Below are 24505 nucleotides of genomic sequence, written 5' to 3' on the forward strand. Positions count from 1 at the left end.
ATCAGCTGAAGAACGCTTCGTTTGCCAGTGCCTTCATCACTTCGGTGAGATTGGCCTCGTGACTGTCGATCACGGCCACGAAGCTGGCGACCCCGCAGACCGTGCGGGTGTCGCCGTGAATCATCCAGCCGTTGGCCGGCGTCCACCCCGGCTGATGGACGTACAGGGCCAACTGGTCGGCATGCCCCTGCATCATTTTCTTGAAGTCGACGGCCAGTCGCGTCAGCCGGCGGGCGTCCTGGTCAGAGAGTTCTCCCTCCACCCGCCATGGCTCGCCGGATTCCTCGCGGAAATGCGCGATTGCCTGGACACCCTTGAGATCGAGCAGCTGCTTGAGCATGACTCCCTCCTCACTCGCCAAGGGCCTTGTAGGCGGCGTCGTAATCGGCCAGCTGGTTCTTCAGCACCAGTCCCTGGTGCCCGCGGGCCACTGCCGACCAGTCGAGACCAATGAAGGTGAACCCCTCGACCGGGTAGAAGCCCTTGACCTCGCTCACTCCCTCCCAACCGCGCGCCTGCATCGCTCCGATGGCCATGTTGGCAACGCTGAGGTGGCCGAGCAGGTCGAGCGTCTCCCGGTCGATAACGCTGTCGTCCGGAATGACGGCATCCTCGAGACGGCCATCTTCATCGAAGCGGAAGGCCGCCACGACGCCCGGCATCGAACTGAGTGCATTGAGATCAGACATGATCGTTCCTCCTTGATGGAAATCGGGTCGTTCGCCCGCGTCATGCAGTGGCGGACGACTGGCCATGGCGCTCGCGCAGCATCCGCAGCACCTGTGTGAGTGAGGCCTGTTGATTGTCGAGCACGCAGTACACGTTCGACATCACGCAGATGCTTTTGGATTGGCCGTGAACCACCCAGCCATCGAAGGGCTCGAACCCGCAGCCCCCCGCCCCGGGTTGGCAGACCCGCGAGAACATGCTCAGCATGTCGCCCTCCATGCCGACGGCCTCGGTGTTCGCTCGGCAGAGCGTGGCGATCAGCCGTGTCTCGTTCTCGGAAAGATCACCCTCATGGTGATAGTGATGGCCGCCCCGATAGGCGAAATCGCCGACTGCGATCACTCCGGGGAGCTCCATCAGGTGGGATACCAGACTCATGGTGCCGTCCTCTTGCATTCCATCCCATGGGTTATAGACCCGGGACCGGCCCACGTCCTCGACTTAACCCATTGAATATTTTTGATTTTCCAGCCGCTAATTTATCGACCGCGTCAGCATGGGGCGGGAAGCCAAAGTGGCGTGCCCCGCGAGGCGGATCCGCCGCGACGTTAGTCCTGCATGGTCGGCACGCCCTACCCCCCTTCTGCCGATTGCTGACCAGATTGCCAGCCTCGATAGGCCCGTTACCCGCATTCCCTACCAACCACTCGACGAGTTGACCGACAAAGAAAAAGCGGCCGCCCCGCAAGGGACGACCGCTTTTCAGGCCCGACGAGAAACGCCGGTCAGTAGCTCAACGCCACGACCTCGTCCCGCGAGAGCAGCTCGAACAGCATCTCCGGCTTGCCGAGTTCGACCCCATCGATCAGGTCGTCTGGCGACAGACCGCCCTGGCGCATGCACATCGGGCAGACGAGCACACGTGCACCGTTCTCGATCGCCATCTTGAGCGTCTCCTGGGCGGTTCGGCCGGTCGCACCCAGCGTGTCTTGCTGCCGATCCTTGGCAGCGAGATACACGCCGCGCACATTGAGGTAGGCGATCACGTCATGCCCCCGCTTGGCGGCGTTGTAGGCCTGGGCCGAGGCCATCCCCGCCGGCCAGACCTCGTCGGTGGTGATGTTGTAGAAGAACGTCTTGTCCTCATCGCCTGCGAGCACCTGCCCCGAGGTGAGCAGCGCGAAGGCGACGAACAATCCCGCCATCAGGCGTTTGACTACCGACATGGGCACCTCCTGTTCCTTAACGAATTGGAACGGGAGTGTAGGCAATGCCGACGGGGTCTTGTCAGGGTCGCCTCGGGAACCCCGGGTCGGGGGCTTCCCCCACCTCGGACGAGGCCGACCAGCCCGAATGGCAAACACGATTGCGTCCGGCCTCCTTGGCCTCGTAGAGATAGCGGTCCGCCTCGGAAATCAGCTGCTCGATGTTCTGGTGAGCCGTGCTCCGCGTCGAAACACCAAAGCTCGCGGTGACCTGGATACGTCCACCAAGACAGTCGATGCGGGCCGCCTCGATTTTTTCGCGCAAGCGTTCGGCCAGTTGCACCGCCTCGTCCAGTCCGGTTTCCGGCAGCAGCAGGATGATCTCCTCGCCACCCCAGCGGGCCACCTTGTCGTTCACGCGGACCGATCGCTTGAGTATCTGGGCGATGGCCTTGAGCACCTCATCGCCACAGGCGTGACCGTAGCGGTCGTTGATGCGCTTGAAATGATCCAGGTCCAGCAGTGCCACCGACAGGTTTCTCTCGTGGCGTTCGGCCAGTTGCCAGATCGGCGCGCTGGCCTCGTAGAAGGCTCGGCGATTGTCCAGATCGGTGAGCGGGTCATGATGGGCGAGCCGTTCCGCCGCCTGACGACGCACCTGCCCCATGCGGAACTGGTGACTCAGCGCCAGGGCCAGCAGGGTCGCATCGACCAGCATGCCCAGGTCGACGGCCCGGAAGGTCCAGATATTGAACGGAATGACACCCCATACGGCCAGCGCGGTGATGGCCGCGCCGACCATGGCCGACACCGCCGCGAGCAGGAAGTAGCGGGCCGCGGTCAGCCCCTTGGCCACCGAAAAAACCCCCAGGCCCAGCATGATCGCGGTGAACAGCGTCACGAAGGTGAAGGCCAGCAGCAATGCGACCGCCTGCCGGTCCAGCAGGATGGCCAGGCCCAGCAATGCCGCACCCACCCCGACATAGCCGAGCACCGCTCGATGAATGCGCGGAAAATGCTTCCGGGTATCGAGAAAGGTCAACGCGAAGGCCAGACCACTGCTGGCATAGAGCATCATCAGCACCGGCTGCGACCACTGCGCCCAGATTGGGCTCTCGCCCCACCACCAGGCGTAGGCATGCCCGGTGTAGGAAATGTTCATCACCAGGAAGAACGCCAGGTAGACCGAATAGAGCAGATACCGCCACTGGCGCATGCCGAAGAACAGCATCAGGTTGTAGATCGACAAGGCCACCAGAAAGCCGTAGAGAAAGCCGTAGCTGTATTCGGTCCAGAGGCTGCGTTCGGTCAGCTCGGCTTCGGTTTCCACGTATAGCGGCACAGCCATGGGATCGGGCGTCGCGATCCGCAGCAGCACATCGGTGGAGCCGGGAGGGAACGTCCAGTCCAGGCTGAAACCGGTACTGTCGCGCGGGCGTTCACCAAAGGGCAGACGGTCGCCGAGCTGCTGTTCCCCGACCCAGCGGCCGTCGTGACGAAAGTGAAAGCCGACCTCGTCGAGCCAGGCCGTCTCGACCGTCAGGATGCGCGCGGCCGGTGTCGGCGCCGGGTTCTCGATTCGCAGATGCATCCAGACCGGTGCCGCCCCGATCCCGAAGCCCAGCACCGGCGAGTCACTTGCCTCGAATCGGCCCATCTTGAGGGCTTGCCAGGCCTGCTCGCGCGACAACGATCCACCGGCATCGACGAAATAGCGAACCGATTCCCCTACCGGGTTGGCCAGCCCGTCGTCCAGCACGATCGCGTCATTCGCCGCCACGGGGGCCGAGGCAACGACGAGAGAAAGAAACAGCAGGGCGATCAGCCGGCGGAACATTCGTGGTCACCAGTCCGTTTGGTGGCGCGTGGAAGCGGTGGATGGGACGAGTATCGCACGAAGCGCGGCCGTCCCCTGCGGCTTCGAACAAGCGTGGCCCGGGCGAGCGCCGTTGCCGCGACTAACTCTCGAGACGATTTAACAGCCGATCGGCATCCTGGGGAGCCTGCGCCTGGGCATCATTGTCGAAATAGCCGAACACCTCGCGACCATCACGTGTCCAGCGGCGGATGCGTCCGGCCCAGTCGTCGAGGACGGTATCCGGGTATCGGCCCTGATATCGACCGTCGCTGCCATGCCAGCGCAGATAGACGAAATCGGCGGTTGTCCAGGCCGGCGTGGTCTGTCCCTCGAGATCGAACAGGCAGAAGGCGGCACCGTGTTCGGCGAGCAGATCGGTCACCGGCTCGGTCCACCAGCTTTCATCCCGGAACTCGAAGGCATAGCGATACCCGGGGGGCAGCGCCTCGAGGAACGCCGCAAGCCGTTCGACATTGACGTGCCACCGTGGCGGCAACTGGAACAGGATCGGACCCAGCCGGTCGCCGAGTCGGTCGACCTTGTCGAAGAACGCCTGGATGCTCTCGGCCGGATCCTTGAGCTTCTTCATGTGGGTGATGTAGCGACTGGCCTTGACGGCGAAGCGAAAGTCCGCCGGCACGCTCTCTCGCCAGGTATCCAGCGATTCGTCGCTCGGCAGGCGATAGAACGTGGCATTGATCTCGACGCTGGCAAACCGCTCGGCATAGAAGGACAGCCACTCGGAAGCCGACAACGAGGACGGATAGAACGCCTCGCGCCAGTGGCGGTAGTTCCAGCCGGACGTGCCCAGATAGCACTGCATGATGCCTCCGGCGGCAAGGGGGACGGATACCGCTAGGCTAGCAGGTAGCAGAGGGCTTGAAGCGGCGTCGAGCGACCCCAAGCCATTGACTGAACGACGATTCCCGTCCGGAGGGATTCTCGACCCGATCGCGAGCCGCCAGCATGGAGGGATTGGGCATGTGGCACATCCATCAACGTCGAACCCAACGCCAGTCGGATCTGCGACGCTACTGGAAGGTGATGAGCCTCTCCGAGCGCTTCGAGCAGGTCATTGCCGCGGTGCTTGGGGTGATCATCGCGGTGGTCATCCTGCTCGCGCTTTGGGAGCTGATCCGACTGGTGGTCGAAACGCTCGTTCTGCAACACCAGAACGTGCTGGCGCACAGCGTGTTCCAGAAACTGTTTGGCGCCATCCTGACGTTGCTGATCGCAATGGAGTTTCAGCACTCCATAATCAAGGTGATCGAACGCCGCGAACATATCATCCAGACCAAGATCGTGGTCCTGATCGCCCTGCTCGCCCTGGCGCGAAAGTTCATCATCCTTGACACCGCCTCGACGACCCCCCTGATGATCCTCGCCCTGTCGTTCGGCGTGCTGGTGCTTGGCGGCGTCTACTGGCTGATCGAGCAACGGGACGCGGCACGCCGGGCCCAGGAATCCCATACGCGAACGACGCAAACCGAGCCTGCCAAACCGGGAGGGACAGAAGACACCTAGGCCGGCGATCGGGTGTCGCTCAGCTCGCCAGCGCCTCGCCTGCCCCATCGGCGATCACCCGATCCCGGCCACCCGACTTGGCGGCGTACAAACGCGCGTCGGCAAGACGCATCAGAGGCTCGGCGGCCGTCAGCCGATCGTTGGAGGAGCAGGCCACGCCGATACTCGCGGTCACCGTGAGGCTGTGCCCCGTGATCTCGACCGAACTCTGGGCGATGGCAAAACGGATCCGCTCGGCCACCTCGCGGGCATCCTCGACATCGGACCCCGGCAGAATGGCGATGAACTCCTCGCCGCCGTAGCGCATCACCACGTCGCCCTTGCGCAGCATGTCGCGGATCACGCCGGCCGCACGCACCAGCACCTTGTCACCGGCCAGATGGCCGTAGGTGTCGTTCAGACGCTTGAAGTGATCGAGATCGACGATGATCAGCGACAGCGGGGTCTGGCTGCGCTGGATGCGAGCCAGTTCTTCCTCGAGACGCTTCATGCCGAAGCGACGGTTGTACAGGCCGGTAAGCGGGTCGAGGGCGGCGACCCGTTGCAGGTCGTCGTGCAGCAGCGCATTGTTCAGCGCCAGACCCAGCCCCTGGATCATCAGGGGCAGCAGTCGCAGCGTGCGCTCGGTAAATGGCTGGGCCGCCGCGAGGACAACCCAGCCGAGCAGCAGGCCGTGATGGCTGATCGGCAGCAGGAGCACGTCGCTGGGCGTGAAGTGCGAAAGCACGGCGTCGACCTTGACCGCCGCCGGCAGGTCGAAACGACGCACGGTTGCCTGCTCGTGGGCGGCCTGCAGGGCGGGGCTCCGCAAAATGGCATCCGGCTCGATCAGCCCCTTGGACGCCGGGATGGTCCAGTCGCCCTGCTTTTCCAGAATGATCGCGCCGCCATCGGCGTCCGAATGCTCCATCAGCAGCGTCAGCGCCTGGTCACTGAGATCGCTGAGATCCAGCTGACTGGACAGCGTGTTGTTGAAGTTCTGGATGCGCTCCTCGACCCGGTGCGCCGAGTGCAGCGCCTGCAGCAGCGCGTTGTAGCTGTTGGCCACCTCGCCCAGCTCGTCCTGGGCCTGCTCCTGGAGGCGACAGACCGCCGGGTCACATTCCGACCAGTCCCCCGAGTAGGTTGCCTGGTCCATCGCCGAGCGCACCTTGCGCATGCGGCCGCTGAGGCGACGCAGACGGGGACGGACGATACGGCTGGCGAGCGCGAAATTGAGCCCGCCGACGATCAGCCCGGCGGCCAGTGTCGTTCCGATGAAGGTCGGGGAGAGAGCCAGATCGGCGGACACCCCCATCTGAAGGGCGGCGAGCGGAAAGATCGCCCCCATGAGCACACCCATGGCCACCATGCTCCAGGCCAGCGTACGGAAGACGTGCCTCGATCCGAGCAAACTCATCCCTGACTCCTTTCTAGCTTTCCATCCGATGCATCCTGCATCGAGCTCGGACATTAGCACGTCATGAATTGTTTATCCCCCTGTTTTTAGTGGGGGAATTGATCCACTATGCTCAGCCATCGGCCAAGCGTTCGCACGTCCTCGGAAACGATCTATCCACTTCCAGCACAAGTTCCACTTCAAAGCAGGTTCCGGCGTATGCGCCGATTCCAGTTCTTGGAGAATACCCGCATCTCACCCTCCCAGGCGTCCAGTTCCGCTCGAAGAATGAAGTGGGTCGGTGTGGAGCTTAAGGAGGTCGAGGTCCGGATCGTGGCCCGCCAGTCGCCACGCAAGAACTCCTTGCGCGTCGAGGTCTCGCCGGAGACGGACTCGAATTCGCCTCCCTGGCTGCGGTACCACTCGTTAGTCAGTGTGCTGACGGTGAGGTCGAGATCATCGATCCGCCAGCGACCGTCATCCTTGATCACCTCAAGCTCGGACGTGTCGGCTGCGAGATCCCGATGTACCAGCCAATTGTGGTGGCCCGGTTCGATAAGCGTCTTGCTCATGGCCGGTGTGCCCTCGGGGGGACCAAACTCGCACAATCGTTCGTCGTCGAACTTATCGCCTCGACAAGGCAGGATCAGGGCGCTCTCGGTGGGGACCACCGCCAGTTCCACCGGCTCCGGTGGTGGCCATGCCAGCGGCCAGTACGACGTGCTGATGGCCAAACGAATACGATGTCCAGCGGGAAACGACTGCGCCACATAATTTATGGGCACTTCCACGGTGTACCGCTTGCCAACCTCCAGCGGCTCTGGCGCCTCGTCTCCATTGCGATGCGTCAGATTAAGCAGGCCATAGGCAACCCGTGTCGCCCTGCCGTCCGGGAGAACATCCTCCAAGCGAACGCAGACCTGTGCTATCGGCCGGTTGGCCGACAGCGTAAGTTCCACACGCGGCGCGCCAAGGATGTTAATGGGCTCAGGGAGGGGCTCGGAGGTATAGAGCAGCGCACCGCCATCTTCTTCACGCTGGTCATGAGGCAGGTCGGGTGCCGAGGCGTAGGAACACCACTTCCCGGCGAACAGGCCGAGGCTCAATGGCGACTGCATGCGATCCACTACCGGTTCAAAGTCATCCGCATTTTCATGGGGCATCAGGAGGCGGTGTCGCGCCAAGGGAAACACCTGCTCTCGGACATTGGGCGACGGCCAGGCGTCCTCAATCACCCACCGCCCCGGACGAAGTTTGTACTGAGTCGACGGCGGCACACTGTCTTGCAGCCAGGCTCTCAGCAGGGGATCGTTCTCCACGCCGTTGTCCACTCCCTTGAGCCAACGGTCGAACCAGCGCCGCACGTGCTGCAGGAAACCAATCGCCGGGCCCGGCTCCCCCATATGCGGGTATTTATGTCCCCAGGGGCCCACCAACCCTTGGCGAGGAACGCTGAGGTGCTCGAGCAGACGGAATACGGCATTGGTGTAACCATCAGTCCATCCGCTGACTGCCATGACCGGGCAACGGATGGCCGAATAGTCCTCGCAGACGGACGCTCGTCTCCAGAATTCGTCGCGCTGCTGATGGCGCAGCCAAATGTCCAACCACACGCCGCTCTCGTCTAGGCGCCGCAGCCACATCTCCCGCCAGTCGTCGCCGACGATGGCCGGATCGGGAGGACAACTCGTGTGGCCGAACATGGTCGTCGACTCGGACAGGTTGTCCGCCAGCAGGCAGCCCCCCATGTAATGCATGTTGTCGGCATACAGATCATCAGTGGCACAGGCAGCCACGATAGCCTTGAGGGCCGGCGGCTGCCGGGCGGCGATCTGCAGGGCATTGAACCCTCCCCAGGAAATGCCAAACATGCCGACATTGCCGTCGCACCACGACTGAGCTGCCGCCCAGGCAATGGCCGCCACGCCGTCATCCTGCTCCTGGTCGAGATACTGGTCGCGCAGCACGCCGTCCGAATCGCCACTGCCGCGCAGGTCCACGCGCAGGCAGGCATAACCATGCCCGGCGAGATACGGATGATTGATCTCGTCACGCTCTCGCGTGATGTCGCGCTTGCGGTACGGAATGTACTCGATCAGCGCGGGAACAGGGGCATCACCGGCATCCACGGGCAACCAGAGACGCGCCGCCAGATGGTCGCCATCCGGCAACGGAATCCAGACGTTCTCGATATGACGCACGGCGCAAGGCAGCTGATCGGGGTCGACGTGATGTAGGGGTTGAGCTGTCATTAGTCTTGACCTCCCTGCCGTTGTTGGCGGGAAATGGAGTCAATGGGCTCAAAATGAAACGGCAACAAGGACTTGGCCTGCTCGAACTGACGATTAAGATCGGAGACGTCCTCGCCACCGATGACCAAGTCGGCCAGCACCCAACTGTAGGCGTCCTGGTCGACCGTCTCACTCAGTCGCATGCCTGGGTGAATCTTGAGCGAGACCCGCGTGTCCGGCTGGACTTCGGCCAGCCGCGCGAGATCAGCCTCCTCGGGAGCCGAGATGCAAAACGCGTCGCCAACGTCGAAACGGCGATAGAGATACTTGGCGGCCATTGGGTAAGGCCCTCCCCCATGCTCGAAGGACGGCTCGTCGCCGAGGGCGACATGAATGGCCACTTCGTAATTGGACATGCCGTCGACCATTGCCATCATGGTGCTGTGGGACTGGGAGATACGAGCGTTGAACTCGATCAGATGCAACTCGTCCCTGTCCTGATCCCAGAAAAACTCGACGTTGAAACAACCGTTGTCATATCCAATGGCGCGAGCGAATCGTTCAACGAGCTTACCGGTCTGCTCCTGGACCCGCCGGGGCTGAATCGAGGGATAGCGGTAATCTTTGAAGCTCTTGTGGTTCGGGGCTCGGACCATATCGATCACCCCATGGACGACAACCTTCCCTTGGCGGATGGAGCCTTCCGGCGCAAGCTCCACGCCGCCCATCATCGCCTCGGCGATCATGTGATTCCCGCCCACGCCCTCCAGATCCGACGTGTCGACACGCTTTAATACCGCATTGAACGGGTCACCGAAGCGAGGAAGCCGCTCGCGCGCGAGGCCTATGGCCTCGTGAAAGCCACGCTCGTCGTTGATACGAAAGCCGAGCGTCGACGAATAACCGCATACCGGTTTGAGCCAGAAGGGAAAATCAATGCTGACCTCGGCAAGCGGATCATCCGAAAAGGGATTTACGGCGCAAAACCTCGGCGTGCACTCTGGCATCACACGCCACTGCTCGAGACGTGCCCAGTACTTGTGTGCGCAGCGAAGCACCGCCTCGAGAGAGGGCGACGGAAGCCCGAAGCGCCGGCAGAGAATGGCAGCAACCGCCGTGACCGGGAAATCCCAGTAGCCGATGATCGCGTCGATTGGCCCGTCAAACGCATTCAGGACCGCCTGAGCCTTGTCGATCATGACGTCCACATCGCGATCGACACTTACCTCTTCACGATCTAGCAAACCATGAAAGCGAAACCGGTCTCGATCCGGGATATTCTCGAGATCCCGGAGGTGCTCCTCGTCAAGCCCGAGGACGAAAATATTACGGCAACGACCATTCATGACATCGGCCTTGCCGCTCGGAGATCAAATCGATAATCCATCCCGAGCCCCCACCGGCCTGTTTTAAACAGCGTAGGCCGGGGTCAGCCAACCTGCAAAGCACACCGGCATACCTACCCGGCAACCCATGCCGCCTGGCAAAGTGTGGAAGCGAGCACTGCCGTGGTCTTTAGCTCGATTTTCCGGCCATGGAACGCGGTGTCGCCGAAATACACCAAATCAGCGACCGGGATATATCTACCGCCAATATCGTTTCGTGCCGACCGATCGCCGTAATCAACCCAATCGCATGGATTCGGCCCGACATCCGTGGCATACGGAGCATTTGAGGGTACCGCCGGCGTCGACTGGGGGGGAATGCCGCTTAGCGGCCATTCACCGCAAGTTCACCCACCCATATAACGACTCCCGTCAAAGCCCTTTCCCGACGGCTCTCCGGACAGCGGTCTTCCGACCACTCGGCAGACTCAGCTCTTATCTCCCCGGAAATACTGGCGGGTGATGCGAACCACAAGTGGCGAGAGCAATAGAATGGCGATCAGATTGGGAATGGCGAGCAGGCCGTTCGCGATGTCGCAAAGCGCCCAGACCAGTTCCAGATTCATCACCGCACCAAGTGGGAGCAATAGGCTGAACACCCGCCGATAGCGAGCGATCGAGCGGCTACCGAACAGGTATTCGGTGCCCTTTTCCCCGTAGTAACTCCAGCCAATCACGCTGGAGACCGAGAAAAAGATCAGCGTGAGCGTAACCGCAAGCTTTCCCAGATCGGGAACCGCGGCATTGAAGGCCATGGTCGTGAGCTCCGATCCGCTCTTGCCGGTTTCCCAGACGCCTGTGGTCAGGATGACCAGCGCCGTGAGCGTGCAGACGATCAGCGTATCGAACAGCGGGGAGTTCATTGCCACCAAACCTGCCTTGGCGGGATGATCGCCGCGGCTGGCGGCCAGGGCGATCGGGGTGGTTCCCAGTCCCGCCTCGTTGCTGAATATGCCGCGAGCCACACCAAACTGGATCACGGCCATTACGCCAGCCCCAGCAAAACCGCCCACCGCGGCGGTCCCCGTGAACGCGTCCTGAACAATAGTGGCGAACGCGGCGGGAATCGCCTCGGCGTTGATCCCCAGCACTACCAGCGCACTACCCACGTAGATCAGGAACATCGTCGGCACCAACCGGGCGACCACATGGCCGATCCGCCGGATTCCCCCCACTATCACCAGCCAGATCATCGCCGCGTAGACCACGCCGATCAGGAGCTTAACTCCGAAGATGTGCTCAGGATCGGGCGAGTACCCCACCAGATCGCGCAGGGAAAATTCGAGGGTATCCGCCACCGAGTTGGCCTCGACCATGTTGCCAGTGCCCAAGGTGGCGATCACCAGACAAATGGCGAAGAAGCGGGCCATTGGCTTCCAGCGAGGCCCCAGCCCTTGTTCGATGTAATACATAGGGCCGCCGGCGTATTCTCCCGTCTCGTTACGAAACACACGGAATTGCAGCGACAGCACGGTGGATGCATAGACAGTCGCCATGCCAACGATGGCTGTTAACCACATCCAAAGAATGGCTCCAGGTCCACCCATCGCGATGGCGGTTGCGACGCCGGCGATATTGCCGTTTCCGATCGCTGCGGATAGCGCCACGGTCAGCGATCGAAAATAACTGATATCACCCTCACCCACCGCCTCGCGACGACCAAGAAGGCGGAGGGACAATGTCAGACGGAACACCTGGATCAGGCGGAGCCGAACCGTGAAGTACAGCCCCGTTCCCACCAGCAACAGGATCGTGACCGGCCCCCAGACAAAAGCATTGACCGCGTGAACGGCTTCTTCCATCAGCTCGCTCCTTCCTGGGCCGGTCGGTTGTTCAAATGAACGACGAGCGAATCAGCCCCGGGACCGGCTCGACCAGCTCCGCGACCCGACGTCGCGGTGAGGCTACCGGTTCCCGCTGCGGGTAACCGAGCCGCAGCAGAATCTGGGGGTGACCACGCACACCAAGTGCGTCGCACAAGCGCGGACGCAAGGAGGCGACCTGGACCGGCTGATTGAGGTAGGAGGCTTGCAATCCGAGCTGGCTCGCCGCGAGCAGCACGCGCTCCAGCGCCTGCCCCGCATGTAGCCAGTCAATACGCTCATCGCCGTTCGTTGATAGCACCATCAGCCGTGGCGCATCCTCGGCGAGTTGGGCGTCATGGCGACCAACTCGTTGCCCCATGTCGAAGGTCCTCACCACCATACGCGCGAATGGAGCGACCGGTCCGGGCACCGCCAGCCCATCCCGAAGACGCCGCGGCCGAATCCAGCCGGCAAGTTCGCGGCGCCAGCTAGGATCCCGCCACTGGACCGCATCGCCCTGGGCAACCAGTCGCGCCGCCTCGCGTCGCGGTTTGCCCTGTTCGATTTCCTGCAGGCGTGCGCCCTCCTGCTCGGCCATCGCCGCAAGCGCTTCCACTACCTCACTCGACACGGAAATCGGCGCAAAACGCTCACGCCAGGTGTGCCGTGTCTCGATGGCCGAAGCAAGGCTCGCGTCCTCGGCATCGGGGGCACCGTCCTGCCACGTCATGCGAGCGAGGCTCGAGGAACGTTCTCCCTCCGGCAACAGGTCCAGCCGATAGGCGCGACCTGCCGCCGCCGTCGCGACACGCAGGTTCATCAACGCACAGCCGCAACTGATCGTCAGCTCCCGGTCCGCGGGGTCATTGACCGGCAGACGTCGTTCCCGATCCGCGAGAACGGACACGCCGCCGCGTTCCGGACGAAAGCGCCACGGCTGGGTGTTGTGACTGGACGGTGCCCGAATCGTGCGGGCAATCAGTTCCTGCAACGCCCCGTCTGCCATCGTCATCGAATCGACTCGTCCTTCTGCCATGCGCTCTTCCTCGCTGGTCGATCTCGCCTGAACTGTTTCAGAGTATGGCTCATACGGTCACGCCCGCCGCGTATCCGGCAATCCCTTTGCGGTCGTCTACGCTTGCTCTACCCGAACTCCCTCAGGCGACCAAGGAGGCACCGCATGAGCAAGATCCTCGTTCTCTACTATTCCATGTATGGCCACATCGAGACGATGGCGGAAAGCGTCGCCGAAGGCGCGCAGGGAGTCGATGGTGCCGAGGTGACAATCAAGCGCGTGCCCGAACTGATGGATGAGGAGACGGCGAAGAAGGCGGGCGCCAAGCTCGACCAGGCCGCACCCATCGCCGCCCCCAAGGAACTCGGCGAGTATGATGCGGTGATCATCGGCACCCCGACCCGCTTCGGCAACATGGCCGCGCAGATGCGCAATTTCCTCGACCAGACCGGCAGCCTGTGGGCCGAGGGCAAGCTGATCGGCAAGGTCGGCAGCGTGTTCACCTCCACCGGCACCGGCGCCGGCAACGAGACCACCATCACCTCCACCTGGAACACACTGGCACACCTGGGCATGGTGATCGTCGGCACGCCTTACGGTATCCCCGAACTGTTCGACATCTCCGAACCGCGCGGCGGCGGCCCCTACGGTGCCGGGACACTGGCCGGAGGCGACGGCAGTCGTCAGCCCAGCCCGACCGAGCACACCATCGCCCGCTATCAGGGCCAGCACGTCGCGGAGATCACGAACAAGCTCTGCCGCTGATCCGCTTGCATCAGTGGATGAGCATCGCGCCGATCAGCCCGAGCAAAAAGCCGGCCACCGACCCCATTGCTGGCAGGGTCTCGCGCGTCATGTGCGCGCCCGGCGCGATGTCCTCGAAGATCAGGTAGAGAATCCCGCCACTGCAGAACAGCATCAGCAGGGCCAGCATCTGGTCTTCGGCCGACAGGAAGGCAAACCCAAGCCATGCGGCGATCGGGCCCACCAGTGGGGCAAGCAGGAACACCATCCAGAGCCGCCCGAGCCGCATCCCGCCCCGACGCATTTCGTGAAAGGAGGCGAACCCCTCCGGCATGTTCTGCAGGGCGATCAGGAGAGCCAGCAGATAGGCAACGTGCGAACCGGTCGCCAGCGCCGCACCCAGGGCAATGCCTTCGGGTATGAAATCGAGCAACATCCCGAGGAACTGGGACGCGGTGGAGCCCCGGCGTTTCAGCCAGGTGCTTACCTGCCAGAACACCAGGCCGCCGAGCAGAAAGGCCGCTGCTGCCGCAGCGACATGGCTGTGCGCCATGCCGAATGGCACCAGCACCAGCGCCACGGCGGCCAGCAAGGCCCCACCACCGAAATACGACACGAAGCTGTCGATCTCGTGCTCGAGACAGAACGTCCGCAAGCGGGGGTTTGCCGACACCAGCGCGCCGGCGGGAATCGCCAGACCGGCCATCAGGGCCAGACCAAGCGTGGTTTCCAGTGTCATGGTGATGCGCCTCCGACCGAGGGCGATGCGATTGCCGTGCCGTTTGCTTTAATCGGAGCATAGGCCAGACCAACCGACGCCACCGGCAGGGTGCGCAATCATGATCCTCTCTTGGGAGTCCAGGCATCGATACTCACCTCAACCTGTTATTCGGCGGTGACGTGATGCTCGGTCGCGGCATCGACCAGATCCTGCCCTCGCCCTCCGATCCCATCCTCTACGAGGACTACATCAAGGACGCCCGCGGTTACGTGCGTCTGGCCGAGCGGGTCAACGGGCCGGTGCCGCGTGCCGTAGACCCCGGTTATATCTGGGGTGCAGCCCGCGAGACGCTCGCCGATCCGGCCTGCCGGCGCATTCTCAACCTCGAGACGGCGATCACCACCAGCGACACGCCATGGCCGGACAAGGGCATCAACTACCGCATGTATCCGGGCAATATCGCCTACCTGGCGGCCATTGCCCCCGACTGCCTGGTGCTGGCCAACAACCACCTGCTCGACTGGGGGCGTGCCGGGCTGATCGAGACCCTCGAGGCGCTCGAGGCCGCCGGCATTCCGACCGTCGGTGCCGGGCGCGATCGAGAGGCGGCCGAACGCCCGGTGGTGCTGCCGGGGGCTGACGGCAAGCGGTTGCTGGTCTTCGCCGCCGGCCACCGCGACAGCGGCATCCCTTCCGACTGGGCCGCCACGGAATCGCGTCCCGGCGTTCACTACCTGCCCGATCTGGACGAGGTGACGATCCGGCGGTTGGCCGGCCAGATCGAATCCCAGCGTCAACCGGGCGATACGGTGGTGTTCTCGATTCACTGGGGCAGCAACTGGGGCTACCAGATCCCCGAGGCCCACCGGCGTTTCGCCCACGACCTGATCGACGAGACCGGCGTCGACGTGGTTCACGGCCACTCATCGCACCACCCGCGCGCTTTCGAGGTGCACAACGAGCGGCTGATCCTCTACGGCTGCGGCGATCTGCTCAACGACTACGAGGGCATCGGTGGCACCACACCGTACCGGTCCGACCTGGCGCTGCTGTACCGCCCCACCCTGGACGGCGGGCGGCTGTCTCGACTCGAACTCGATCCGTTCGTGATCCGCCGACTGCAATTGCAGTCCTGCTCGGGACCGGACCGGGAATGGCTGGTGGGCATGCTCGACCGGCAGGCACAACGCTTCGGTGGCCACGTCAGCGATGCCGGCAGCCACTTGATCTGTCACTGGATCGACTGACGGCCAGTCAGTCCGATTCGCGATCAATCCCGCAGCAAGGCGTGGCCGTGTCGACACCCTGCAACACCGCGCCGGTCACCGGGTTGGGGCGATAGGTGGTGCAGCCCTTCAACCCCAGCTCGAAGGCACGCTGATAGATCGCCTCGAAGGAGGCGAACGGCATCGATTCGGGCACGTTGATGGTCTTGGAGATCGCGCTATCGACGTGTGGCTGCAGCGCCGCCTGCATGGCCAGGTGGGCCTCGGGAGGCAATTCCTCCGCCTCGACGAACGCCGGTGGCAGCGACTCCTCCCCGTGATCAGCCTGCCAGCGACGCCAGGCAGCATCCTGCATGCGGAAGCTCTCGCGTTGCCCCTCGGTGGTGAGCACCGGGCGACACAACTCGCGCCGGAATACCGGCTCGACCCCCGAGGAGACATTCCCCGCCAGGAGACTGATGGTGCCGGTGGGCGCGATTGCGGTCAGATGACTGTTGCGGATGCCATCGCGCGCGATCCCGGCGCGGATGTCGCCGGGCAGCGCATGGACGAAGGGTCGATCGAGAAACTGAGCCTTGTCGAACAACGGAAACGGCCGCTTTTCCCGAGCCAGCGCGATCGATGCCCGATAGGCCGCCTGGGTGATGGTCGCCATCGCCTGCCCGGCCTGTTCGCGGGCGACCTCGCTGTCGTAGTGCAATCCCAGCATGATCAGCGCATCGGCCAGTCCGGTGACGCCCAGTCCGAGACGACGACTGTCGCGGGCCTGCTCGGTCTGGGCGGGTAACGGGAAGTGCGAGGCGTCGATGACGTTGTCGAGGAAACGCACCGCCAGCGCGGCGGTCTGCCCGAGCCCCTCATGATCGAGCCGCGCGCCGTCCCGGAATGGCTCGACCACGAAGCGCGTCAGGTTGATCGAGCCCAGATCGCAGGCGCCGTAGGGTGGCAGCGGGATCTCGCCACAGGGATTGGTGGCGCTGATGTGCTCGCGGTCACCGAGGTTGTTCCACTGGTTGATCCGGTCGATGAACAACACACCCGGTTCGGCGTGACTGTAGGTCGCGCGCATGATCCGCTCCCACAGGTCGCGGGCGCGCACCCGGCGGATTACCCGACAGGCGACCGGCTCGTCGAAGCCCGGCCAAGCGCGCCGCACCAGCTCGCCCTCGCCCTCCTCCCGAGCCTCACCGAGAGCCGCGGAGGGAAACACCAGCGACCAGTCGGCATCGGCGTGCACCGCTGCCATGAAGGCATCGGTGACCAGCACAGAACAGTTGAAATGCGTCAGCTCGCCGGCCTGGTGCTTGGCATCGATGAAGGCCTCGATATCGGGGTGATCGACGCGCAGGGTCGCCATCATCGCGCCGCGCCGTGCGCCGGTGGAGAGGATGGTCGCGCACATGCTGTCCCAGATGCGCATGAACGACACCGGCCCCGAGGCGATGGTGCCGGCATGGCGTGCCGCCGTCCCGGCCGGGCGCAGCGTGGAGAAGTCGTAGCCAACCCCGCCGCCCTGCTGCATGGTCAGCGCGCCTTCCTTGAGCGCCTCGAAGATGCCGTCCATGGAATCCTCGATCCGCCCCATCACGAAGCAGTTGAACAGCGTCACCTGTCGATCGGTGCCGGCACCCGCCAGGATGCGGCCACCGGGCAGGAAGCGAAAATCGGCCAACAGGTCGCGAAAGCGCCGCGCCCAGACCGCCGGCTCAGCCTCGACCTTGGCGATGGCCGCGGCCACCCGGTGCCAGCTCGCCTCGATATCCGGCTCGGCACCGTATCGATAGCGGGTCGCCCAGATGTGGCGAGAGATAGGCGTGTCCAGAAACGGGGCAGCCATGGAGCACCTAGGCAGGCACCAGCCAGCGGGTGAACCAGTCCGCGGCCAGCTGCGCGGCCTGGAACAGCGTCCCCGGCTCTTCGAACAGGTGGGTCGCCCCCGGCACGATCGCCATCTCGCTGGTGGCCCGCATGCGTTCTCTTGCCCAGCTGTTGAGTTCGATCACCTGGGTGTCCGCCCCACCGACGATCAGCAGGGTCGGGGCTTTCACCTGTGGCAGCGCCTCGCCGGCGAGGTCCGGCCGCCCGCCTCGCGACACCACGGCCCGAACCGAGTCGGGCAGCCGGGCGGCGGCCTTGAGCGCCGCCGCCGCACCGGTGCTCGCGCCAAAGTAACCGCGCGGCAGATCGGCCAGCTCCGGCTGATCGGCCACCCAGCCGGAGGCCTGGACAAGCCGCTCGGCAAGCCGGTCGATGTCGAACCGGTTCTCGTAGACGCGGTCCTCCTCTTCGCTCAACAGATCGAACAGCAGGGTGCCCATGCCCACCTCGTGCAACTGGCGGGCGACGAACTGGTTTCTGGCGCTGTGGCGGCTACTGCCGCTGCCGTGGGCAAATACCACCAGTCCCCTCGGTTGTCGCGGCATCCCGAGAATGCCCTCGTGGAGGCCGCCTCCCAGTCGCATCTGCACGGCACGCTCCGCATCGGACATCATCTCACCCCTCCCGGTCGGCGGCCTGTTCAAGCATCCTGATCACTTCCTCGTCGGACACCTGCGGGAAGCTGTAGTAGTACGCCCCGACGGCCCCGAGGTAGTGGTCGGTGATCTCCAGCGCGACCAGCTCGTCGGCCTCGGTCTCCAGCGTGGCCGCGGTGGAGGACGGCACCACCGGGATGGCGACCACCACGTGCACCGGCTCGCGAGCGTCGGCGTCGCGTATCGCCGCCCGCATCGTCAGCCCCGTGGCGATCCCGTCGTCGACGATGATTGCGATCTTTCCGGCCACCGACGGCGCATCCGCCCTGCCATACAGCGCACGACGGCGGCGTGATTCGGCCCGCTCGCGCGCCTCGGCCTCGGCCAGCCACTGCGGGTCGACCGCCGCCTCTTCACGCGGATTGCAGACTCGCTGACCGTGCTCCGGCACCGCGCAGATGGCGTACTCGGGCTGCATCGGATGACCGATCTTGCGCGGGATCAGGATGTCCAGCGGCATCTCAAGACGCCGGGCGACCTCCTCACCCAACGGCACCCCCCCTCGTGGCAGCGCGTAGACCACGCCGGCCTGCCCGCGAAAGCTCTCTAGTGCCTCTGCCAGCTGACGACCGGCTTCGCGTCGGTTCGTGAATCGCATCGCGCCCTCCTGAGATGACCGTTCCCTGCACTGACTATAGCCATTCCTCGACAGGCTGCGTGCCTGCCGGACAGGCCGTGTTTAACGCCCCCAAATCAATTGCTTGGAGGAACGAAAACCCTCCATCCACCTGCTACCTTGTGAGTACGTGCCTCCCCAGCGCGGGCGCGCATGCCGGCTTAGTCAGCCGGGCTACCTCGGATTCAGGACGGGTGACCGGGCGCGATTGATGCCTGGGTCGTCCCCGTCGGCCTTCATTCCAGCTAAGGAGGAGAAGCGCCATGAAACAGATCAGACTCGTTCGCAACCTGACCGCCTGTTCGCTTGCGGTGGCACTGCTCGGCTCGGCACCGATGATGGCCGTGGCCGATGACGACCAACCGCGTCGCGGCATGATGGGCCCGGGCATGATGGACGGTTATGGCCCTTACGGACCCGGGTACGGCATGCAGGGGGCGGGCCCCTGCGCCCCGGGCGGCGGATATGGCTCGGGAATGATGGGGCCGGGGATGATGCACGGTTACGGCCCCGGCATGATGCAGGGCTATGGACCGGGGTACGGCCAGGGCATGATGCAAGGCTACGGACCGATGCACGGATACGGCGGCGGGATGATGCAGGGCTACGGCCCCGGCATGATGGCGCCGGGCTACGGCATGGGCTCGAGCAATCTCGGCCGCCTGACCGAGAAACAGCGTGAACGCATGCGGGAGCTCCAGCAGGAGGAGAAGAAGGAGCACTGGGAGCGGATGCAGAAGATGCAGCAACACCAGCGAGAGCTCTACCGCATGCAGCTCGCCGACGAACCGAATTACGACGCGATCAAGGAGAAATCGCGCGAGCTTGGCAAGCTCCAGCAGGAGATGGCCGAAGAGCGCATCGAGATGCACCGGAAGATGCGCGACGTCCTCGAGAAGGACTGAACGGAACAACCATCCCAGCAAGCAAAAGGCCGCCCGAACGAACCGGGCGGCCTTCTTTTTTGCGACAGGCAAACCGATCAAGGCGCCCGATTGACGAGCACCGGCTTACCCCACAGGAATACGTGGCGACGGATCAGTCCTCGAGTCGCCGGCGACGCTCCTCAAACTCCTCGTGATCGATCTCACCCCGCGCATAGCGCTCGCGCAGGATATCGAGTGCCCGGTTCGATCGCCGCTCGCTGGTCGACTCACCCTCCGATCCCGGCCGCGGGCTGACCAGCCACTTGATCAACAGCGCGATCGCCGCGATCAGCAGGGCCCAGAAAAGAATCATCAGGATCCAGCCGCCGAAACCGAATCCCATACCCGTGTGCGGCATGACACCGTAACCCCAGTCGTACATGTGTCTGTCTCCTCGTTGTCAAAACCAAAAAACGGCAGGCACCTCACGGTGGCCTGCCGTCAGCCTAGACCCCTTGACCGGGTGACTGCTGTCTCGACGCGATTCGCGACGAACCGTCAGATCAGAAGCCGTAGCCGAGCAGCCCCAGCACGCCGAGTGTGATCAGGTAGATCGCGACGATGTAGTTCAACAGTTTCGGGAACACCAGGATCAGGATGCCGGCAAGCAGGGAGATCAACGGGGCGAGTTCGATGTGGAAGGTCATGAGTCACTCCTTGAGGTCGTGGCGAAATATCCGGTCCAGGCGGCCTTCACCGCCCGTGGCCCAATCCTGCGCCAGCGTCGCGGCGCTTGTCCAATCGTCAAAGGGCGCCCGACTCGCGCAGCACCTCGTCGAGACGCTCGGCCATGGCCCGATAGCCGGCGGCGTTCAGGTGCACGGCATCGGACTTGTAACCGGGGCGGCGCAGCAGGTCCGCGACCAGGTCGTCTACCAGCACCACGTGGTAGAAATCGGCCAGCTCCCGGTAGAGCGGCGCCGAGTTGGAGAACAGCGACTTCCTGGGCACTCCCACCAGGACCACCTGGACGCCGCGGCCACGTGCCAGCTCGATCATGCGGGCGATGTTGGCCTTGGCCCGTATCGGGTTCCGGTTCTGCAGCACGTCGTTGCCGCCGGTCAGGAGGATCATCAGGGCCGGCTCGTGACGATCGAGCACCGCGGGCAGACGCGTCACGGCCTCGGCCGTGGTCTCACCCGAAACGCCGGCATTGATCACGGCATGCCCTGTCAGGGCCTCGAGCTGTGCGGGATAGGCAGCGCCGTCCGGTGCACCCACGCCTTCGGTGAGGCTGTCACCGAAAGCCAGAATGCGATCCCCCGCCGAAAGCCGATCGAGCGGGGCCTCGCCACAACCTGCCAGCACCAGCAGGGCCGGAACGGCCAGCCACATCCACCAGCACCGGACCGACAATCTATCGATCATCGCCACACCTCGCCCGCTTCTCGACCCGGATGTCCCGACCGGCCGACTCGAAGTCGGCGGGCGGGACAGGCTTCGGCATCGGTATCGTCATGACTCCTCCCACCGTTCGTGGCATGTCGCTTGCCCGGCCCCCGGGCAACTTCCGCTGCTCCGCCCCACTATAGGCACTCTGCGCGGCCGTGACTCGTTCCGTCGTTTCGCATCGGATCGTATGGCAACCATAAGGGATCGCAATTCCTCCCGAGTGCGCCTGATGGTAGACTCCGCGGCACTCGACCTTTGCTGATACATCAATCGCCCTGCGGGAAGGCCCCCTCTCGATGATCGAACTCCGGACGTACGTCTTTATCGACTCGCTCCAGCCCCAGGTGGCGGAGTACATGGCGACGGCGTCCCAGGGCTTTCTGCCGGTGCCGGGTGATGCCTGCCTGTGGGTCGAGGTCTCGCCGGGCATGGCCGTTCACCGCCTGACCGACATCGCGCTGAAATCCTCCAGCGTGCGCCTCGCGCAGCAGGTGGTCGAGCGGGCCTTCGGCTCGATGGTCATCCACCATCGCGTGCAGAGCGACGTGGTCCAGGCCGGCGATACGATCCTCGACTACCTCGGCCGCCAGCAGACCGAGCGCCAGCCCTGCGAGATCGCCTGGCAGGAGATCATCCGCGGCATGACACCGGACCACACGGTCCTGATCAACCGTCAGAACCGCCGCGGCAACATGATCCTGCCGGACCAGAGCATGTTCATCCTCGAGGTCGAGCCGGCCGGTTACGTCGTCTACGCCGCCAACCAGGCGGAAAAGGCGGCCAACATCTCGCTGATCGACGTGCGCGCCGTGGGCAAGTACGGCCGCCTGACGATCGCCGGCACGGAAGGCAACGTCGACGAGGCCGCGCGCGCCGCGATCGCCGCGGTGAAGAACCCGGCCTTTACCTGATCCCATGCATCGCTGCGACCTGCTGGAACAACTGGCCCGCTACCAGACCCGCTATCTCGACGAAGCGGCATTCGTCGAGCGGGCCCGCCAGTTCGTCGCCACGCATCCGGACACCTTCTACCGGCACCATCTGCCGGCGCACGTCTCGGCTTCCACCTGGGTGGTCAACCCGTCGCGCACCGCCGTGCTGCTGATGCACCATCGCAAGCTCGACCGCTGGCTGCAGCCGGGCGGGCACGCCGACGGCGACACCGACATGCGCATGGTCGCGCTCAAGGAATGCGCCGAGGAGACCGGCGTCTCGCCCGAGCACATCCGGCTAGTCGGTGACGGCATCTTCGACGTCGACATCCATGCGACGCAGGAGCCGCACCCGGATTCCCAAGAACATCACCACATTGATATCCGCTACCTGGTGGAGATCGACGACCGCGTTCCCGTCCCGGGCAACGAGGAGTCCTTCGAACTGCGCTGGGTGGAGATTCCCATGGTCGCCCGCCTGAGCAACAGCCGCTCGACCCTGCGCATGCTCGACAAGACGCGCAAGATGCGCTGATCGCAGCGCCACCCCTGCCCGGACCGGCACCCGCCTCCCTCGAAAACCGATCACCGCCCGACGAACCGCTGCCTGCGTGCAGGCCGAGCCGACGTTGACGTCGTCACCGGCCCGCGGGACACTCGCCGACTGGTTCACTTGCGCAGGGAAATCAGGGAATGATCAGGTACTTCGGCTTCGGATCGAATCTGGACATGACTTCGCTCCGGGCCAAGGGCGTCGAACCGATTTCCTCGCAACGCGCGACACTGCCTGGCTGGTACCTGCGGTTCAACGTCCGACACTTCTTCCGGCACGAGGGCGGCGTAGGCAATATCGAGCAGACGGGTAACCTGCACGACCGCGTGCTGGGGGTGATTCACGAATGCCCGGACGACAGCCTGCCGGCACTCGACCGGGCCGAAGCGCGCGGCGTCGGCTACGACCGCATCATGGTCGATGTGGAGACCGACGAGGGCATCGTGCCTGCCTTCGCCTACGTCGGTCGCCCCGACTTCATCGACGACAGCTGCCTGCCGAGCCGCCGCTATCTCAACATCCTGCTGCGCGGCGCCCGACTGGCGGAGCTGGACCCGGCCTACATCGAGCAGCTCGAACGTCAGCCGACCCTGCCCGTCACCGAGGCGCCGCCATTCGAACACCCTCCCGGCCCCCATTCGCGTTTCGACGCCGAGTCGCTGCGCGCCCATCCCGACTACACCGCACTCTACGGTGCCGTCTTCGACATGAGGGCCGCCCGCCCGAGCCATGAGTTTCTCAAGGGCCTGTTCGGCGGGCGCGACATGACCCTGTTCCACCTGCAGCGCATGGACTCGAGCGACGGCAGCGAGACGCTCGACGACATCCGCGACGATCGGCTCGACGACGCCCAACGACGCTACCTGAACACCTACCTGCAGGAATATAAACGGGAATACCGATATATCGGCCGCTTCGAGTACTATTGAGCGTTGGCGACCGTTTCCAAGGAGGACCCCAGATGACCGCGCTTCCCGACGCCCTTTCGCACGGCCCCATCCAGGAAATCTTTCCGGACGTGTTCTTCGTCTCCGGTGCGATGGAGACCTGTCTGCTGGACATGGACTGGAAATTCAGCCGCAACATGACCGTCGTCCGTGACGGCGACCGGCTGGTGGTGATCAACAGCGTGCGACTCGACGACGAGGGACTCGCCGCACTGGACCAGCTGGGACGGGTGACCGACGTGGTCCGTCTGGGCTCCCTGCATGGCCGTGACGACCCGTTCTACGTCCGGCACTACGGCGCCCGCTACTGGATGATGCCCGGCATGGAGCACGAGACCGGTCTGCAGGCCGACGAGACACTCTCGCCCGGCGGACCACTGCCGCTGGCCGACGCCGAGCTGTTCACCTTCGAGACCACCGCGATCCCCGAAGGCATCCTCCACATCGACCGGGCCGGCGGCATTCTGGTTGCCTGCGACGCCCTGCAGAACTGGGAGGCTCCGGACGAATTCTTCTCCGACGATTCCCGCGCGATGATGCAGGAAATGGGGTTCTTCACCCCGGCCAATGTCGGCCCGCTGTGGATGCAGAAGGCCGAGCCGCAGGCCGGAGACTTCCACCGACTGATGGAGCGGGATTTCCGTCACGCCCTCTGCGGCCACGGCTCGCCGCTCTGCGATACCGCCCGCGACGACTTCTCCGCCACCGTCGAAAGGCTGTTCGCCGACTCCGAAAACACCTCGGCGAACAACGGATGAACCCTGTCGACGTGTTTCACAGCCGTCGACAACAGCCCGTCCTTCGCACGCCGGCCTGGAGCACCGCGGTGCGCGACCGCGCGTTC

General features: G+C 64.2%; 26 protein-coding genes. 8 read left to right on the forward strand and 18 right to left on the reverse strand.

Translation table 11 applies throughout. The features are described 5' to 3' along the window. Nucleotide 1 precedes the first annotated feature (1 nt). From AWR35_RS01590 to AWR35_RS01615, 6 genes are all read right to left on the reverse strand, one after another. A complete protein-coding gene (locus tag AWR35_RS01590) occupies nt 2-340 on the reverse strand; it encodes a DUF2173 family protein (protein ID WP_058574221.1) in 339 nt (112 codons plus the stop codon). Between the two features lie 10 nt (nt 341-350). Continuing rightward, a complete protein-coding gene (locus AWR35_RS01595) occupies nt 351-689 on the reverse strand; it encodes a DUF2173 family protein (protein WP_058574222.1) in 339 nt (112 codons plus the stop codon). Between the two features lie 40 nt (nt 690-729). Continuing rightward, on the reverse strand, nt 730-1107 hold the full coding sequence (locus AWR35_RS01600) for a DUF2173 family protein (RefSeq protein ID WP_058574223.1): 378 nt from the start codon (nt 1105-1107) through the stop codon (nt 730-732). Between the two features lie 347 nt (nt 1108-1454). Beyond that, nucleotides 1455-1895 carry a DsrE family protein gene (locus AWR35_RS01605; RefSeq protein WP_058574224.1) on the reverse strand — a complete coding sequence of 147 codons (441 nt, stop codon included), beginning with the start codon at nt 1893-1895 and terminating at the stop codon, nt 1455-1457. A 61-nt stretch (nt 1896-1956) separates the two neighbouring features. Next, entirely contained in the window at nt 1957-3711 is a 1755-nt protein-coding gene (locus AWR35_RS01610; RefSeq protein WP_066185021.1) for a diguanylate cyclase, read from the reverse strand. A 121-nt stretch (nt 3712-3832) separates the two neighbouring features. Continuing rightward, nucleotides 3833-4555, reverse strand: coding sequence for a DUF72 domain-containing protein (locus tag AWR35_RS01615; protein ID WP_058574225.1), 723 nt, complete (start codon nt 4553-4555; stop codon nt 3833-3835). A gap of 158 nt (nt 4556-4713) precedes the next feature. Here AWR35_RS01615 and AWR35_RS01620 point away from each other — a divergent pair, with 158 nt between their 5' ends. Beyond that, entirely contained in the window at nt 4714-5256 is a 543-nt protein-coding gene (locus AWR35_RS01620; RefSeq protein ID WP_066185022.1) for a phosphate-starvation-inducible PsiE family protein, read from the forward strand. Between the two features lie 19 nt (nt 5257-5275). On the opposite strand, the gene AWR35_RS01625 is transcribed toward AWR35_RS01620, so the two are convergent. From AWR35_RS01625 to AWR35_RS01645, 5 genes are all read right to left on the reverse strand, one after another. Further along, nucleotides 5276-6655, reverse strand: a complete 1380-nt coding sequence (locus AWR35_RS01625) for a diguanylate cyclase (RefSeq protein WP_058574226.1) — start codon at nt 6653-6655, stop codon at nt 5276-5278. Between the two features lie 179 nt (nt 6656-6834). Then, complete coding sequence (locus AWR35_RS01630; RefSeq protein WP_058574227.1) at nt 6835-8886, reverse strand: CocE/NonD family hydrolase; 2052 nt, start codon at nt 8884-8886, stop codon at nt 6835-6837. Further along, nucleotides 8886-10211 (reverse strand): ATP-grasp domain-containing protein, encoded by a 1326-nt coding sequence (locus AWR35_RS01635; RefSeq protein WP_058574228.1) that lies wholly within the window; start codon nt 10209-10211, stop codon nt 8886-8888. Before AWR35_RS01635 ends, AWR35_RS01630 begins: the two co-directional genes overlap by 1 nt. A gap of 467 nt (nt 10212-10678) precedes the next feature. Further along, a complete protein-coding gene (locus AWR35_RS01640; RefSeq protein WP_058574229.1) occupies nt 10679-12052 on the reverse strand; it encodes a sodium:alanine symporter family protein in 1374 nt (457 codons plus the stop codon). A 31-nt stretch (nt 12053-12083) separates the two neighbouring features. Beyond that, a complete protein-coding gene (locus tag AWR35_RS01645; RefSeq protein WP_058574230.1) occupies nt 12084-13091 on the reverse strand; it encodes a nitroreductase family protein in 1008 nt (335 codons plus the stop codon). A 144-nt stretch (nt 13092-13235) separates the two neighbouring features. Between AWR35_RS01645 and wrbA the strand changes: the two genes are divergently transcribed. Beyond that, complete coding sequence (gene wrbA / locus AWR35_RS01650) at nt 13236-13835, forward strand: NAD(P)H:quinone oxidoreductase (protein ID WP_058574231.1); 600 nt, start codon at nt 13236-13238, stop codon at nt 13833-13835. 10 nt (nt 13836-13845) lie between these two features. On the opposite strand, the gene AWR35_RS01655 is transcribed toward wrbA, so the two are convergent. After that, on the reverse strand, nt 13846-14553 hold the full coding sequence (locus AWR35_RS01655; protein ID WP_058574232.1) for a hypothetical protein: 708 nt from the start codon (nt 14551-14553) through the stop codon (nt 13846-13848). Nucleotides 14554-14696: 143 nt separating this feature from the next. Between AWR35_RS01655 and AWR35_RS01660 the strand changes: the two genes are divergently transcribed. Next, complete coding sequence (locus AWR35_RS01660) at nt 14697-15782, forward strand: CapA family protein (protein WP_282096945.1); 1086 nt, start codon at nt 14697-14699, stop codon at nt 15780-15782. Nucleotides 15783-15789: 7 nt separating this feature from the next. Here AWR35_RS01660 and AWR35_RS01665 read toward each other — a convergent pair whose 3' ends face one another. The 3 genes from AWR35_RS01665 to AWR35_RS01675 are packed head-to-tail and all read right to left on the reverse strand — an operon-like array spanning nt 15790 to nt 18893. Further along, nucleotides 15790-17598 (reverse strand): adenosylcobalamin-dependent ribonucleoside-diphosphate reductase, encoded by a 1809-nt coding sequence (locus tag AWR35_RS01665; RefSeq protein ID WP_058574234.1) that lies wholly within the window; start codon nt 17596-17598, stop codon nt 15790-15792. Nucleotides 17599-17605: 7 nt separating this feature from the next. Continuing rightward, entirely contained in the window at nt 17606-18250 is a 645-nt protein-coding gene (locus AWR35_RS01670) for an alpha/beta family hydrolase (protein WP_058574407.1), read from the reverse strand. 4 nt (nt 18251-18254) lie between these two features. Next, nucleotides 18255-18893 (reverse strand): phosphoribosyltransferase family protein, encoded by a 639-nt coding sequence (locus tag AWR35_RS01675; RefSeq protein ID WP_058574235.1) that lies wholly within the window; start codon nt 18891-18893, stop codon nt 18255-18257. 281 nt (nt 18894-19174) lie between these two features. Here AWR35_RS01675 and AWR35_RS01680 point away from each other — a divergent pair, with 281 nt between their 5' ends. Next, complete coding sequence (locus AWR35_RS01680; protein WP_058574236.1) at nt 19175-19816, forward strand: periplasmic heavy metal sensor; 642 nt, start codon at nt 19175-19177, stop codon at nt 19814-19816. Between the two features lie 133 nt (nt 19817-19949). Here AWR35_RS01680 and AWR35_RS01685 read toward each other — a convergent pair whose 3' ends face one another. From AWR35_RS01685 to AWR35_RS01690, 3 genes are all read right to left on the reverse strand, one after another. After that, entirely contained in the window at nt 19950-20219 is a 270-nt protein-coding gene (locus AWR35_RS01685; RefSeq protein ID WP_058574237.1) for an SHOCT domain-containing protein, read from the reverse strand. 121 nt (nt 20220-20340) lie between these two features. Continuing rightward, nucleotides 20341-20484: a DUF3096 domain-containing protein gene (locus AWR35_RS10555; RefSeq protein ID WP_082663842.1), complete on the reverse strand. Its 144-nt coding sequence runs from the start codon at nt 20482-20484 to the stop codon at nt 20341-20343. 97 nt (nt 20485-20581) lie between these two features. Further along, complete coding sequence (locus AWR35_RS01690; RefSeq protein ID WP_058574238.1) at nt 20582-21205, reverse strand: arylesterase; 624 nt, start codon at nt 21203-21205, stop codon at nt 20582-20584. Nucleotides 21206-21525: 320 nt separating this feature from the next. Here AWR35_RS01690 and AWR35_RS01695 point away from each other — a divergent pair, with 320 nt between their 5' ends. The 4 genes from AWR35_RS01695 (at nt 21526) to AWR35_RS01710 (ending at nt 24419) form a co-directional block, all read left to right on the forward strand. After that, nucleotides 21526-22140 (forward strand): BMC domain-containing protein, encoded by a 615-nt coding sequence (locus AWR35_RS01695; RefSeq protein WP_058574239.1) that lies wholly within the window; start codon nt 21526-21528, stop codon nt 22138-22140. 4 nt (nt 22141-22144) lie between these two features. Further along, nucleotides 22145-22696, forward strand: a complete 552-nt coding sequence (locus tag AWR35_RS01700) for an NUDIX hydrolase (RefSeq protein WP_058574240.1) — start codon at nt 22145-22147, stop codon at nt 22694-22696. Nucleotides 22697-22854: 158 nt separating this feature from the next. Further along, nucleotides 22855-23643 (forward strand): gamma-glutamylcyclotransferase family protein, encoded by a 789-nt coding sequence (locus tag AWR35_RS01705; protein ID WP_058574241.1) that lies wholly within the window; start codon nt 22855-22857, stop codon nt 23641-23643. A 32-nt stretch (nt 23644-23675) separates the two neighbouring features. After that, a complete protein-coding gene (locus AWR35_RS01710) occupies nt 23676-24419 on the forward strand; it encodes a hypothetical protein (protein ID WP_058574242.1) in 744 nt (247 codons plus the stop codon). Nucleotides 24420-24505: the final 86 nt, after the last annotated feature.

The sequence above is a fragment of the Guyparkeria sp. WRN-7 genome (genome assembly GCF_001641825.1).
GTDB lineage: Bacteria > Pseudomonadota > Gammaproteobacteria > Halothiobacillales > Halothiobacillaceae > Guyparkeria.

Excerpts from the sequence above, each read along its gene's own strand:
- AWR35_RS01590 (WP_058574221.1), bottom strand. The coding sequence starts at position 340 with ATGCTCAAGCAGCTGCTCGATCTCAAGGGTGTCCAGGCAATCGCGCAT.
- AWR35_RS01595 (WP_058574222.1), bottom strand. The coding sequence starts at position 689 with ATGTCTGATCTCAATGCACTCAGTTCGATGCCGGGCGTCGTGGCGGCC.
- AWR35_RS01600 (WP_058574223.1), bottom strand. The coding sequence starts at position 1,107 with ATGAGTCTGGTATCCCACCTGATGGAGCTCCCCGGAGTGATCGCAGTC.
- AWR35_RS01605 (WP_058574224.1), bottom strand. The coding sequence starts at position 1,895 with ATGTCGGTAGTCAAACGCCTGATGGCGGGATTGTTCGTCGCCTTCGCG.
- AWR35_RS01610 (WP_066185021.1), bottom strand. The coding sequence starts at position 3,711 with ATGTTCCGCCGGCTGATCGCCCTGCTGTTTCTTTCTCTCGTCGTTGCC.
- AWR35_RS01615 (WP_058574225.1), bottom strand. The coding sequence starts at position 4,555 with ATGCAGTGCTATCTGGGCACGTCCGGCTGGAACTACCGCCACTGGCGC.
- AWR35_RS01620 (WP_066185022.1), top strand. The coding sequence starts at position 4,714 with ATGTGGCACATCCATCAACGTCGAACCCAACGCCAGTCGGATCTGCGA.
- AWR35_RS01625 (WP_058574226.1), bottom strand. The coding sequence starts at position 6,655 with ATGAGTTTGCTCGGATCGAGGCACGTCTTCCGTACGCTGGCCTGGAGC.
- AWR35_RS01630 (WP_058574227.1), bottom strand. The coding sequence starts at position 8,886 with ATGACAGCTCAACCCCTACATCACGTCGACCCCGATCAGCTGCCTTGC.
- AWR35_RS01635 (WP_058574228.1), bottom strand. The coding sequence starts at position 10,211 with ATGAATGGTCGTTGCCGTAATATTTTCGTCCTCGGGCTTGACGAGGAG.
- AWR35_RS01640 (WP_058574229.1), bottom strand. The coding sequence starts at position 12,052 with ATGGAAGAAGCCGTTCACGCGGTCAATGCTTTTGTCTGGGGGCCGGTC.
- AWR35_RS01645 (WP_058574230.1), bottom strand. The coding sequence starts at position 13,091 with ATGGCAGAAGGACGAGTCGATTCGATGACGATGGCAGACGGGGCGTTG.
- wrbA (WP_058574231.1), top strand. The coding sequence starts at position 13,236 with ATGAGCAAGATCCTCGTTCTCTACTATTCCATGTATGGCCACATCGAG.
- AWR35_RS01655 (WP_058574232.1), bottom strand. The coding sequence starts at position 14,553 with ATGACACTGGAAACCACGCTTGGTCTGGCCCTGATGGCCGGTCTGGCG.
- AWR35_RS01665 (WP_058574234.1), bottom strand. The coding sequence starts at position 17,598 with ATGGCTGCCCCGTTTCTGGACACGCCTATCTCTCGCCACATCTGGGCG.
- AWR35_RS01670 (WP_058574407.1), bottom strand. The coding sequence starts at position 18,250 with ATGTCCGATGCGGAGCGTGCCGTGCAGATGCGACTGGGAGGCGGCCTC.
- AWR35_RS01675 (WP_058574235.1), bottom strand. The coding sequence starts at position 18,893 with ATGCGATTCACGAACCGACGCGAAGCCGGTCGTCAGCTGGCAGAGGCA.
- AWR35_RS01680 (WP_058574236.1), top strand. The coding sequence starts at position 19,175 with ATGAAACAGATCAGACTCGTTCGCAACCTGACCGCCTGTTCGCTTGCG.
- AWR35_RS01685 (WP_058574237.1), bottom strand. The coding sequence starts at position 20,219 with ATGTACGACTGGGGTTACGGTGTCATGCCGCACACGGGTATGGGATTC.
- AWR35_RS10555 (WP_082663842.1), bottom strand. The coding sequence starts at position 20,484 with ATGACCTTCCACATCGAACTCGCCCCGTTGATCTCCCTGCTTGCCGGC.
- AWR35_RS01690 (WP_058574238.1), bottom strand. The coding sequence starts at position 21,205 with ATGATCGATAGATTGTCGGTCCGGTGCTGGTGGATGTGGCTGGCCGTT.
- AWR35_RS01695 (WP_058574239.1), top strand. The coding sequence starts at position 21,526 with ATGATCGAACTCCGGACGTACGTCTTTATCGACTCGCTCCAGCCCCAG.
- AWR35_RS01700 (WP_058574240.1), top strand. The coding sequence starts at position 22,145 with ATGCATCGCTGCGACCTGCTGGAACAACTGGCCCGCTACCAGACCCGC.
- AWR35_RS01705 (WP_058574241.1), top strand. The coding sequence starts at position 22,855 with ATGATCAGGTACTTCGGCTTCGGATCGAATCTGGACATGACTTCGCTC.
- AWR35_RS01710 (WP_058574242.1), top strand. The coding sequence starts at position 23,676 with ATGACCGCGCTTCCCGACGCCCTTTCGCACGGCCCCATCCAGGAAATC.